Raw genomic sequence first — 12,708 nt, 5'->3', positions numbered from 1 at the left:
TCCTTCTTGCGGTGGTTTATTATAATAAGGACCGACAAGCATAGCCCCATGTACACCGATTTTCTCGGCTTCCTTGGTCAGTTCAATTGACGCTCGGGTATCATTTGATCCAGTTCCCGCAATAACAGTAGCCCTGTCACCTACGGCTTCCAATACTGTCCTAAATAATTCTAACTTCTCGTCTTTTGTCAGGGTAGCTGATTCGCCAGTGCTGCCGGCTACAACAATCCCATCACAACCATTATTTACAAGGTGATTCGCTAGTTTAGCGGCTTCATTGTAATTTACGCTATAGTCATCATTAAACGGGGTTACCATTGCGGTTAAAACTCGTCCGAAATTCCTCATGATACTCTCCCCTTATTTTTGATAAACCGAACTTTTCATGAAGCGACTTAACAGCAACTTCCACATCACTTTGGGGTACTAGTGCAGAAATAGAAGTATGAGAGTCTACCGTTTGTAAAATGGCAATCTTGTTACGGGATAACGATTCGATAAAATTTGCCATGACTCCAGGTACTTCTCGCATTCCGCCACCAACTACTGAAACTTTTGCACAGTTTTCTAATACCTCAATAGTATATCCTTGCTCTTTAAGTTTGGTTGAGGCTCGTTCTACATGATCCGCAGCAATTGTAAACATAATTTGACCGGGATGAACATTAATTAAATCTACACTAATATTATTGTCTGCCATGGTTTTAAAAACTACAAAACTCGCATCACTCCCCATGCTATCATCAAGATACACTCTGATCTGTGCAATATTGGTCAGGTAAGTTACACCTGTAGCCACCCTGTCAACTACGGCTGCTTCAGTTGTTTCTTCTTGGGAAATATTGGTAATTAAGGTACCAGGGGCATCACTAAAGTTCGATTTTACTACAAGGGGAATATTTTTTTGCATGGCAATTTCCACTGCCCGTGGATGAATGACCTTAGCTCCTTGATGAGCCAGTTGACACACTTCACCATAACTTATACAATCAAGAATTTTTGCATTCTCTACAATTCGTGGATCTGCTGTCATGATGCCATCAACATCAGTATATATTTCAACCATTTCCGCATTGAGTGCTGCACCTAGGGCAGAAGCAGTTGTATCACTACCGCCTCGACCTAAAGTGGTAAACTCACCTTCGTCTGTTATACCCTGGAAACCACATACGACGGGAACTTTCCCTTGCTTCAACAGACTAAGTATCCGTGTTGGATCACATCTTACAATACGGGCATCATTAAAATTACTATCAGTAATAATCCCGGCTTGGCCTCCGGTTAACATAACAGCATCAATACCAGCAGCCTGTAATGTGCCAGCCATTACCACGGCTGAAATCATTTCACCACAATACATAATCTGATCCAGTTCGCGTGCCGCGATGTCTTTATATACAGACCGTGCTACACCAATTAATGTATCGGTAGCATAAGGAGCTCCCTGGCGCCCCATGGCTGATACCACAACAACTGGATTGAACCCCTGCTCCCGCGCTTTTTGAATTTTACGCAGGACAAGTTCCCGCACTTCGGGTGACGCTACCGATGTGCCCCCGAACTTTTGGACAAGTATTCGCATTTTGTACACCTCAAATTAAGTTATGCTCAATCATATACTCAGCAATCTGAACAGCATTCAGGGCTGCGCCTTTTCGAATTTGGTCACCAACTACCCACATATTCAGCCCATAAGGAACGGTTTTATCCGGGCGGATACGACCAACAAATACTTCATTGCGGTCAGAAGTATACAATGGCATAGGATAAAGCATTTCGGCTGGATTATCTTGTACAATAACACCGGGAAATTTAGCCAATAGCTGCCTTGCCTCTTGGGGAGACAACGGACCGTTCAGTTCGATGTTTATCGATTCAGAATGGCTTCTATATACTGGTACTCTGACAGTAGTCGCAGTTATGCCAATGGTGTAATCATTAAATATTTTATGAGTCTCATGCACCATTTTCATTTCTTCTTTGGTATAATCGTCCTCGACAAAGACATCTATATGTGGTAACAGGTTAAATGCTATTTGATAATGCTTGGGCAGGCTAGCACTTGGCAATATGTTAGCTTCTACAGGACGATTTTCCATAATTGCTTTAACCTGATCTGTCAGTTCATCAATAGCCTCTTTGCCAGCACCGGAAACAGCCTGGTAAGTTGAAACCACAATCCGTTTTATTCCAACAGCATCATAAATAGGTTTCAAGGCCATGACCATAATAATGGTTGAACAGTTAGGATTGGCAATAATTCCTTTGTGATTTTTTATGGCTTCCGGATTAACTTCAGGCACTACTAAAGGTACTTCTGGATCCATGCGAAAAGCACTGGAGTTGTCGATAACTACAGCTCCACGTTTAGCCGCCTCAGGTGCCAGAGTCTTGCTGATGGAACCACCAGCAAACAAAGCAATTTGTATATCTTTAAACGAATCTGGTGTTGCTTCTTCAATTATGTAGTTTTTTCCCATAAACGGAACGGATTTCCCGGCTGAACGCTCTGATGCCAATAATCGTAATTCATTAAACGGGAAATTACGTTCTTCAATAAGCTTTAGAAATTCCTGACCTACCGCTCCCGTTGCCCCTACAATTGCAACATTATATTTTTTCATGTAAGCCACTCCCCCATGCTTTTCACATTATTTTGTGCTGCTCTACAAAACTTTAATCCATTATATGCTCAAGGCCAACAATTAGCCCATCTACAGTTAATACTTTTTTACAAGCCAGTATAACTCCCGGCATAAAGGATTCCCGAGAGATAGCATCATGGCGAATAGAAAGCGTTTGTCCTAATCCGCCAAAAATGATTTCCTGATGAGCAACATACCCGGGCAACCGAACACTATGCAGCCTAATTCCTGCGAAGTTTCCACCACGAGCTCCAGGCAGCTTCTCGATTTCATTTGGATGCCCTTGACGCATCTCACCTCGCACACTGGCAATCAGCTCTGCAGTCCTCAGGGCAGTACCCGAAGGAGCGTCAAGTTTTTGGTCATGATGCATTTCAATAATTTCGACATGAGGCAAATATTTTGCTGCTTCTTGTGCCAACTTCATCATGAGAATGGCACCTATGGAAAAATTCGGAGAAATAATGGCGTTTACTTTAGAAACTGCACATAATTCACGGATTTCATTAATATCGCTTTCCGTCAGCCCAGTAGTACCAACAACTGGACACACACCATTTTCAATTGCCAATTTAACATTATTCATAACTGATTCCGGGTTGGTAAAATCGACCATAACCTGTGGCTTGGTTTCATTAATAACCGTAAGCAAATCATTGCCAACCGTGACTCCGGTTTTACCTGCGCCGATAAGTTCCCCTACGTCGGCAAAATCCGAGTTGATATCGACCGCGCCAACTATACTTAACTGCTGGTCCTCATGAACTGCACGCAGTACTTCTCTCCCCATTTTGCCATAAGCACCACATACCATTACTCTAATCAAACACTGTCCACCTCCCATTAATATAAAAAAAAAACTTCGCTTCTTGTCATTAAAAGTCCGACAAAAGCATAAACATAAGACAGCCGGTGAGTGCTTTTCTCACCGGCTGCCTAAAAGACAGGGTTGGTCTAACCTTTGGAAAATACAAATGTATATTTCCTCTGATCAGATGAGATAGCACTCCACCAAATAATGGTGACAGTCTTAAACCTATTAGATATAAGACCAGTAAAAAAGACTTGGCAGTCTTTCTTACTTCGGCGGTTGCTCCTTTCCTTTCAGCTCATTGATGCCGTTCTCCTTGAAAGTACTCTTAACACCCGCACCTCTACTTCATCCAGTAAAGGATGTTGCTTATTCATTTTATACACATTGTATATCAAAGGTTCCAACATTGTCAAATAAATATTAAAAACAGTCTATTTAGGGAGACTATGTGAGTAAAAATGAGGGACAAGCCTAGATTTACTTAACCTAGTGCATGAGTTTCAACATCTTTGGCCCCATTTTGGCGAAGAATCTGAGCAGCTTGGTTAGCCTTAGTAGCGTCAGATCGAATAATCGTCAAAATTCCACCTTGCACAACATGCTGCTCATAACGTTTTCCTGCCTCCGCCGGAATCCCCCAATCGATTAAACCGCCGACAATGCCACCTGCGACAGCTCCACTTAAAGCAGCCGCTATCGGTCCGGCAGCCAAAATTGGACCTACTCCTGGAATAGCCAAAGCACCGGCTCCAAGAAGCAATCCGCCAATACCGCCGATAGTACCGCCTGTAAGTGTACCATCGCTAATATCGTCTTCAAAATAGTCACCATGTTGCCCTTGTTGTTGATTATTTTTCTTAGAAACAATATTAATTTCTTCAGTTGTAAACCCTTGGGTTCTTAATGCCTTAACCGCCTGTTCGGCATTATGGCGAGAATCAAACATACCAATTACGCTTTTAACTCCCTGCGCATTTCCCTGATTTGCCTGCATAGTGCCAGATGTAGTTTGATTTGAAACATTTGCCTGTTGAAACTGAGTAGTTGTATAGCTATTGGCCAAAGTATTTTCGGCTTGTCCCGTAGTTTGATTCATTGCCTGATTGTTCACATTACCGGCTATTTGATTTTCTTGATTTTCGCCACTGTAACTGTTTGTGTTCTTCATCCCTGAAGCCTCCTAACATTAGTTTTGGATACAATCTAATGTTAGGTTGACCATGTCTGCATATTTTATTCCCTAAACGTTGAATACAGCCGCTCATACGTATTATTTAAATCCACAATAATAATTTCGTCACCAATTCGCTTGATAGCCTGCCAAGGAATTGAAGTTATCTGGCTATCCCCGAAAAAATTAAAGATTGTTCTTCGTTTCGGTAATAGCAAACAACCTATAACACCTGTCTGACTATCAAACGTAACTTCACACTCGCTGATTATCCCCAATCGGGCACCATCACCCAGATTAATAACTTCTTTTCCTGCCAGCTCACTTATCCGCATATCCGCACCTACTTACTATCAAATAGTTTACTAAAAACCGGCTGAATAACGGCCACAGCAATCGCCGTCATAGCTAAAGGATCAAATGATAATATACTGATTGTGATTTTTTCTGGCACTTCAATTTTTAGGAAGGAAACAATCATGATCATGGAAAGATAGACCCCACCGGCAGTAGCTACTAAGTCCTGTAGCGCGTTGGAAAATGGTGAGGGCTTGGGTTCTACCAGCGGTACACCTTCAAGTGAAGTACGTGAGCGACAGACACGCAGCCATACTGAACCCATAACAAGCAAAACGATTACTACTAACGCCACCCAAGTATACACAGTATCCCCCCTAACCGGTTTCTACCATGTATATGGTGGTTGCGAGCAGAATATGAGTAAAAGTTAATCTTGCTTCATATTCCAGTGCTTCCCAAGCCTCCTGTCCGAGGAGCGACTGCGCAATCATTGTCAGCCTTTAGATATTTATAAAAAATACCCTGCGCGATTCTAGTCCCTTTTGCAATAGTCAATGGTTCGTTACCATGATTAAATATGCCAATTAAAATATGTCCTTCATTATCAGGATTATTATAATAATCTGCATCAATAATTCCTTGTCCATTGATTAAACTCAAACTATGTTTAATGGCTAACCCAGAACGAAGATGAATACCCAAATATTCATCTTCTTGCATATATGCTTTAATCCCTGTTGGAATCAAAGTCACCTTGCCTGGATATAAAGTAACATCTTGGGCAGCCATAATATCATATCCGGCACTGCATGCGGTTTTGCGTACAGGTAACGAGATATCACAATCCTTATATTGACTAACTACTTCAAACCCTCTTGTCATCATGATCTCCTTCTAAATATGAAAGTCAGTAATAATTTGGTCAGAATCAATAGGACCCAAGGCAGTAAAGGACAACGGTTCCACAGTAAACATTTGTTCAATCATCTGGTTGACATCAGTTAAAGTTACACTATCAATTTTATTTACCACTTCATCTAATGAAATAATTTTGCCTAGAGTAATTTCTAATTTACCAATACGCGACATCCTACTGCTTGAGCTTTCCAGGCCCAGCAATAAACTTCCTTTAATTTGTTCCTTAGACTTCATTAACTCTTGCTCATTAATTCCTTTTTCTTTAAATTCTCTTAGATTTTCTATAATAAGATCTAATACTTGATTTACATTGGATGGACGCGTACCAGCATAAATCGTAAATAAGCCAGCATCACGATAGTTAGTCTGATATGAATAAATTGAGTATGCCAGTCCCCGTTCTTCCCGGATAGTTTGGAAGAGTCTGGAACTTATCCCGCCACCTAGAATATTATTCAGAATATGCACCGAATATATTTCAGGACTATCTTGCGGTACACTTACGGTTCCCAAACACACATGTACTTGTTCTGTATCTTTATTGATAACGGTTTTCGCCGGAACAAACACCGGAGCTGTTATCGTCAAATTTTTTCTTTGCCCTTTCATTTCACCAAAATAACTTACTGCTAAATTCACCAAGGCCTCATGGGTTATATTACCAGCCGCTGCAATAACTAGGTTATCTGGAGTATAAAAATCGTGATAATATGTTTTCACCAATGACTGGTCAAACCGCTCAATCGACCCAATTGTACCTAGAATGCTCCGGCCAAGCGGATGGGTAGGCCAAATAGTATTCAAATAAATATCGTGTACCAATTCATCTGGTGTGTCTTCATACATGTGTACTTCTTCAAGCACTACCTGGCGTTCTCGTTCAATGTCCTCTTCAGCAAATTTGGATCGTAGTAACATATCACTTAAAATATCCATTGCCAGTTCAGCATGCGAATCTAACACCTTTAGATAGTAACAGGTACACTCTTTAGCAGTAAATGCATTAAGCTGACCGCCAACAGCGTCCACCGTTTCAGCAATCTCTTTAGCCGACCGCCGGGTAGTACCTTTAAACAATAAATGTTCAATAAAATGAGAAATTCCGTGATTGTCTTCGCTTTCAAACCGCGAACCGGTGGCTAGCCACATACCCATACTAACCGATTTGACGTACGGAATCGTTTCAGAAATAACCCGAATTCCATTAGGTAACACTGATTTTTGGTACATAAACTCTCCTTTTCTATAAGCCAAATTTAAAGATTCCATCAGCATTACTAACGATATGCCAAGAAAAAATCTTTATTGGATTCACTATATATAAGTATAAAGCAACTTATCAACATAAGCATATTCCTTATTATACCTAAATTTGATAAAGAAAAAAACAGAGATGAGCGACTAAACTTCAGATTAAAGCACATGAAACTTAGTCTACTTTATCTCTGTTTATTATATATTATTTAGTTATTTATTAAAGTAGCTTACTATGCCATCGAAAATACCCTGAGATATTTTATTGCGATAACTATCTTCTTGCAATTTGTGCGCTTCGTCAGCATTCGTTACAAATCCAATTTCGACTAGGATACTAGGCATAGTAGTATTACGGAGCACGTAGAAAGTTCCAGCTGAAATACCTTTATCTACAGCGCCAGTCTCTTTAATGATACCGTTTTGCACCTCACGCGCCAACTCGGAAGACCTGCCGCTAGGATAAAAGGTCATGACTCCGGAAATAGCCGTATTGGGGTTAGAATTGGAATGGATGCTAACAAATATATCAGCATGATTAGCTTCAGCAATATCTACCCTTGCTGCTAATTCCTGTCCAAGCGAACTGCCTTCTGCCGCTACTGTACGGTCAGAATCTCTGGTCATAATGACTTTGGCTCCGGCACTTGTCAGCTTGTCCCTTAATTTTTTGCTAACAGCTAAGTTATTATCTGTCTCCCGGGTATTATTAGCTACTGCCCCGGGGTTACTACCACCATGACCTGGGTCAACAACAATAACTTTGCCCCGCAGTGCACTACTGTCGATAATCGAGCCACCGCCGCTGGATGGCAGTGGTGTTACTTTTACTGGATTATTGGGAGAAGTTGTCGCTGCCTTACCGCCATCAAAAATATTCAGTATAGGTCCCAAAATTTTATCAAATAAAAAGCTAAACAATTTTTCAACAACATTAGATCCACCAGAACTACCACTATCAGTTCCAGGAACAGTAGCCGCAGTTAAACTACTAAAAACACTGTCCACAGATGCCGCATAACTCACTTGCGTAGGTACTACGACATTACATATTAAAACCAAAAGCATAGTTATAATGATTATTTTTTCTTTATACACAACAAACCTCCTGTATCGTTTTAGTTGGTTATTTGCGGAACTTGTCCCTCAATACCGGCCATACTGCCGGATCTTCTTCGCCAAGTTTCCACATGGCCGCACCGGCAATATCATACTGAGTAATAAGTGCCAGCTTGTGTTTCAAGCTTTCGCTATTTTCAAACCAAACCGTATGCGCTGTACCATCATTTGCGGTATAGCTAAAATGCGGAGATTTAGCTGTGTCATCCCACTGCACGGTTTTACCATAACGCTGGGCCAAATCCATAATCGCGTCATACTCTAAAGACTGAACTCCTTGTTTAGACCAGTCATAGCCATATGCGGCAATACCAAGATAGAGCTTGTCTTTAGGAATAAAAGTAAGCGCGTATTTTAGGTTGTTCTCTACCCAACGAATATCAGCAATCGGACCTGGACCACTCCAAGTACCGTGATTATCGTAAGTCATTATCATAATTTTATCAGCATATTTGGCTAACTCAGCATAGTCATATGCCGCCGCCACATCGTTGTCCTCATTCTGTTTGGGGAAAACATCAATAGAAACAATATATCCTTGCGGTTTAAGTCGAGCGTATAGCTCACGCATAAATGCCGTTACGTTATCACGGTCTTGAGCAGGTACGATTTCAAAATCAATATTAACTCCATCCAGGTCATACTTTTTTATATAAGCTTCCAAATTATCAATCGCTTTCGATCTAAGTGCGGGATTTGCCAGTACATTATGCACTGCATTATCCTGCTTAGCGTTATTTACTAGCAATAAAACGGTTATGTCATTCTGATGAGCAGTATTAACCACCGATATATGATCATTGCCACCTCGGTCTGTCAGTGTACCATCTGCCTGCATGGTGGCCCAAAACGGAGCAATGGTCTTAATTACATCAGCATGTTGAACCATAGCATGATATGAAGAAGTATCTTCTCCCCACCATTCAGCATAGAACCCAACAAGTTCTTTTGATAAGTCATTAGTTAAGCCACGATCTGAACTTGTAGCTTGCTCTGTTACCGTGGCAGAACTGCTCGAGGTATTTCCCAGAACCTTGCCTAACAGCAGGCCAAGCAGTATATCTACTACTCCTTTACCAGTATTCACGCCGCTAGCCCCGGCGGGCTCAGCACTTCCAGTAGTTTGTCCTAGTAGGCTAGATACAGAAAAAGCATATGCCGGAGTAACTGGCAGGGCCAATGTCATCATCACACTCATCATGACTAACCAAGCAATTGCCTGCTTACAATTCTTCATCGGCTACCTCCATTCCAGAAGATAAAGAAAACACGATTTGTGCCGAGCGTCAGCGAAGGCAGAAGCCGATGTTGCCCTTATACCCGGAGCGGTATAAAGTAAACACGGTTTATGCCGAGCGTCAGCGAAGGCACCGAACCGCTGTGCCTTTATCTTAGCGAAAGTTATACTTTCTCTCTGGATAAATAGACTTATCTTTTAAAGAAGTAAACCTTATCAAAAGCAAAGTCGTGCTTATCCAGTTTTAAGAAAGCCAAGCTTTCTGGTAAAGCATGCATAAATTGTATGTTAATATTTTATGTAAACTATACTATCACATTTATTGTATTTGGTCAACAAAAAAGCAGGCTTTTGCCTGCCTATTACTATTCCTTTAGTACATCAGATACCGTCCCTATCGTATATCCCCGTTTCTGTATTTCCTCAATAAGGCTTGGGAGAGCCTGAGCCGTAGGCGCAGTTGGATGCATCAAAATAATCGCGCCATTATGAAGTTTTTTTAGTACCCTCTCCTTAAGTACTTCTGGAGATGGTTGTTTCCAATCCACGGTATCAATACTCCACATAATAGTAGTGTATTGCAATTCCTGTGCCGCTTGTAGAACCGTATTATTATATTCACCATAAGGCGGTGCGTACAAGTTTGTTTTTATACCCGTAAGCTTGCTTATTAATTCTTCGGTTTTGGTTATTTGTTCTTTATTTTTTTCTTTGCTGAGAGTGTTTGGGTGCGGGTGGCTATAGGTGTGATTCCCCAGTTCGTGACCTCTATTGGCTAACTCTTTAAGTATTTCTGGATATTTATTAGCCCAACTGCCACCGATAAAAAAAGTAATATGGATATTATTCTTATCCAGGGTTTTAAGCATATCTGGGAGATATTCTTCTCCCCAGAATACATTGCAAGCAAAGGCCACTTGCGGCCGAGATGGATTGCCCTGAAAAACAGGCGGTGGTGCTTTAGTCAGTTGGGTAGTCGCCAACAGCGGCTGGAGCAGACCGGCTAACATCGCTATTGTCAGAAAAACACCAACAGAAAAATACAAATACCATTGGCGAATTTTGCCTACCACCACAATTTTACACTGCATAGCAATCAACTCCTGCCTAACTCTCACATATATACTACAGTGTATTAATGACGGTACGCATTTATGAGCATAATTAAAAGACTCGGCAACTGCCAAGTCCCTAATCGTGTATCAATACTTTCTTTCTTTTTTTATACAATTCATGAATGAAGACTCTCGCCTCTAGAGGCGGCGTGAGTTTAGGTGAAGTAGATTCTCTACTCAGTCCTTTTATTTCATTGTACTAAGTTAACTTCACTCTCCGCCTTCGGTGCGAGTTTCCTTGGTGTCTGATTTTAATAATTCTTTTCGGGACAGATTGATACGGCCTTGGCGATCGATCTCAGTTACTTTAACCATAATTTCATCGCCAATTTTTACAACATCTTCTACTTTAGCTACACGTTCGCGCGCCAACTGCGAAATATGGACAAGGCCCTCTTTCCCTGGCAGAATCTCTACAAATGCACCAAAATTCATAATGCGAGTCACTTTACCCAGATAAGTAGCACCCACTTCAACAGTACGCACTAGGTTTTCAATCATATTTACTGCCTTTTTACCAGCCTCAACATCAACAGCAGCAATAAAGACCTTACCATCATCTTCGATGTCAATAGTGACGCCTGTTTCATCAATAATCTTCTTAATAACCTTACCGCCTGGTCCAATGACATCGCGGATTTTATCAGGATCAATTTCCATGGTGATGATACGTGGTGCATATGGTGAAAGTTCTTTTCTGGGTTCGCTGATAACCTCAAGCATCTTTTCCATGATATGCATGCGTCCCCGTTTTGCTTGAGCCAATGCATCTTGAAAAATTTCTTTAGTAATGCCGGATATTTTCATATCCATCTGCATGGCAGTAACCCCTTTAGCAGTACCGGCTACTTTAAAGTCCATATCGCCCAAAGCATCTTCCATACCTTGAATATCAGTTAGAATGGTATAGTTATCCCCTTCTTTGACCAGTCCCATGGCTACGCCGGATACAGGAGCTTTAATAGGCACACCGGCATCCATAAGCGATAAGGTACTACCACACACACTGCCCATAGAGGTTGAGCCATTTGATTCCAGTACCTCAGATACCAGGCGAATGGTGTAAGGAAACTCATCTTCTGAAGGGATTACAGGTAACAAAGCTCTTTCAGCTAAGGCACCATGACCAATTTCGCGGCGACCTGGGCCACGTGAAGGACGAGTCTCTCCTACACTGAAAGAGGGGAAGTTATAGTGATGCATATAGCGTTTGGATTCCTCGACTCCAAGACCGTCGAGAATCTGTTCATCTCCGATAGCGCCTAATGTAGTAATGGTAAAGACTTGTGTCTGACCACGAGTAAACAAACCAGAGCCATGAGTACGTGCTAAAAGACCTACTTCGCAGGAAATGGGTCGTACTTCTTCAAGCTTGCGGCCATCTGGACGAATTTTATCGACAATAATCATTTTCCGTACAATTTCTTTGAGAATTTTTTGGAACATATAATTAATGTCTCTTTCATTCTCAGGATACATTGCAAGAAAATGTTCTAATGCTTCGTTCTTAATTTTTTTGATATTTTCTTCACGCTCAAGTTTATCTACATTAGTTACTGCTGCTCTTAATGGTTCTGTTACAAATTCGCGCATAGCGGCATCAATTTCAGCAGGAACTTCATATAACGGTTTTTCCTTTTTCGGTTTACCGATTTTGGCGATAATATCTTCCTGAAAGCGACGATGTCTTTAATGACCTCATGACCAAACATAATGGCGTCAAGCATGGTTTCTTCTGGCAATTCATTAGCCCCTGCTTCCACCATGAGAATAGCGTCTTTGGTACCAGCTACTACTAAATTAAGATCACTTTTCTCTTGCTGCTCTACGGTAGGATTTAAGATAAACTGGTTGTCTATTAGCCCAACGCGCACACCGCCTATGGGTCCGTTAAATACAATATCAGATATACCTAAAGCACAGGATGCACCAATCATTGCCGGAATATCTGGCGGATTATTTTGGTCTACTGACATGACAGTAGCTACAATGTGAACGTCATTACGCAGCCCATCAGCAAATAGCGGACGAATAGGCCGGTCGATTAAACGGCCAGCTAAAATAGCAGCTTCACTCGGACGTCCTTCCCGTTTGATAAAGCCACCAGGTATTTTACCAACTGAATATAAGCGTTC

Annotated in this window: 12 protein-coding genes, 1 pseudogene and 1 riboswitch; all 13 genes and pseudogenes read right to left on the bottom strand. The window is 41.4% G+C overall.

What is annotated here, in order from left to right; translation table 11 throughout:
- Positions 1-348: dihydrodipicolinate synthase family protein (locus AC29Z1_RS06025; protein ID WP_488270554.1), on the bottom strand; the 348-nt coding region annotated here is incomplete at its 3' end.
- Positions 302-1,582: an aspartate kinase gene (gene dapG / locus AC29Z1_RS06020; protein ID WP_488270553.1), complete on the bottom strand. Its 1,281-nt coding sequence runs from the start codon at positions 1,580-1,582 to the stop codon at positions 302-304. The genes dapG and AC29Z1_RS06025, both read right to left, overlap by 47 nt.
- Positions 1,583-1,592: 10 nt before the next feature.
- The gene (locus tag AC29Z1_RS06015; RefSeq protein WP_488270552.1) at positions 1,593-2,624 is read right to left on the bottom strand and encodes an aspartate-semialdehyde dehydrogenase; all 1,032 of its coding nucleotides are present in this window, start codon (positions 2,622-2,624) and stop codon (positions 1,593-1,595) included.
- Positions 2,625-2,676: 52 nt separating this feature from the next.
- Positions 2,677-3,471: a 4-hydroxy-tetrahydrodipicolinate reductase gene (dapB, locus tag AC29Z1_RS06010; protein ID WP_488270551.1), complete on the bottom strand. Its 795-nt coding sequence runs from the start codon at positions 3,469-3,471 to the stop codon at positions 2,677-2,679.
- 167 nt (positions 3,472-3,638) lie between these two features.
- Positions 3,639-3,810, bottom strand: a riboswitch (Lysine riboswitch).
- A gap of 130 nt (positions 3,811-3,940) precedes the next feature.
- The gene (locus AC29Z1_RS06005) at positions 3,941-4,627 is read right to left on the bottom strand and encodes a hypothetical protein (RefSeq protein WP_488270550.1); all 687 of its coding nucleotides are present in this window, start codon (positions 4,625-4,627) and stop codon (positions 3,941-3,943) included.
- Positions 4,628-4,692: 65 nt separating this feature from the next.
- Complete coding sequence (locus AC29Z1_RS06000) at positions 4,693-4,965, bottom strand: YlmC/YmxH family sporulation protein (RefSeq protein ID WP_488270549.1); 273 nt, start codon at positions 4,963-4,965, stop codon at positions 4,693-4,695.
- A gap of 8 nt (positions 4,966-4,973) precedes the next feature.
- A complete protein-coding gene (locus AC29Z1_RS05995) occupies positions 4,974-5,294 on the bottom strand; it encodes a hypothetical protein (protein ID WP_488270548.1) in 321 nt (106 codons plus the stop codon).
- Positions 5,295-5,368: 74 nt separating this feature from the next.
- Positions 5,369-5,815: a dUTP diphosphatase gene (dut, locus tag AC29Z1_RS05990; protein ID WP_488270547.1), complete on the bottom strand. Its 447-nt coding sequence runs from the start codon at positions 5,813-5,815 to the stop codon at positions 5,369-5,371.
- A gap of 9 nt (positions 5,816-5,824) precedes the next feature.
- Complete coding sequence (locus tag AC29Z1_RS05985; RefSeq protein ID WP_488270546.1) at positions 5,825-7,078, bottom strand: M16 family metallopeptidase; 1,254 nt, start codon at positions 7,076-7,078, stop codon at positions 5,825-5,827.
- A 237-nt stretch (positions 7,079-7,315) separates the two neighbouring features.
- Entirely contained in the window at positions 7,316-8,200 is an 885-nt protein-coding gene (locus tag AC29Z1_RS05980; RefSeq protein WP_488270545.1) for an N-acetylmuramoyl-L-alanine amidase family protein, read from the bottom strand.
- A 28-nt stretch (positions 8,201-8,228) separates the two neighbouring features.
- The gene (locus AC29Z1_RS05975) at positions 8,229-9,458 is read right to left on the bottom strand and encodes a glycosyl hydrolase family 18 protein (RefSeq protein WP_488270544.1); all 1,230 of its coding nucleotides are present in this window, start codon (positions 9,456-9,458) and stop codon (positions 8,229-8,231) included.
- 365 nt (positions 9,459-9,823) lie between these two features.
- Complete coding sequence (locus AC29Z1_RS05970) at positions 9,824-10,549, bottom strand: polysaccharide deacetylase family protein (RefSeq protein WP_488270543.1); 726 nt, start codon at positions 10,547-10,549, stop codon at positions 9,824-9,826.
- Positions 10,550-10,783: 234 nt separating this feature from the next.
- Positions 10,784-12,708 (bottom strand): annotated as a pseudogene (locus tag AC29Z1_RS05965) (polyribonucleotide nucleotidyltransferase); the annotation flags it as partial.

The organism is Sporomusa sp. (genome assembly GCF_057736855.1).
This window is presented reverse-complemented; position numbering and strand designations above follow the sequence as displayed.

Coding starts and splice junctions, on each gene's coding strand:
- AC29Z1_RS06005 (WP_488270550.1), bottom strand. CDS start 4,627: ATGAAGAACACAAACAGTTACAGTGGCGAAAATCAAGAAAATCAAATA.
- AC29Z1_RS05975 (WP_488270544.1), bottom strand. CDS start 9,458: ATGAAGAATTGTAAGCAGGCAATTGCTTGGTTAGTCATGATGAGTGTG.
- dapG (WP_488270553.1), bottom strand. CDS start 1,582: ATGCGAATACTTGTCCAAAAGTTCGGGGGCACATCGGTAGCGTCACCC.
- dut (WP_488270547.1), bottom strand. CDS start 5,815: ATGATGACAAGAGGGTTTGAAGTAGTTAGTCAATATAAGGATTGTGAT.
- AC29Z1_RS05985 (WP_488270546.1), bottom strand. CDS start 7,078: ATGTACCAAAAATCAGTGTTACCTAATGGAATTCGGGTTATTTCTGAA.
- AC29Z1_RS05970 (WP_488270543.1), bottom strand. CDS start 10,549: ATGCAGTGTAAAATTGTGGTGGTAGGCAAAATTCGCCAATGGTATTTG.
- AC29Z1_RS06000 (WP_488270549.1), bottom strand. CDS start 4,965: ATGCGGATAAGTGAGCTGGCAGGAAAAGAAGTTATTAATCTGGGTGAT.
- AC29Z1_RS06015 (WP_488270552.1), bottom strand. CDS start 2,624: ATGAAAAAATATAATGTTGCAATTGTAGGGGCAACGGGAGCGGTAGGT.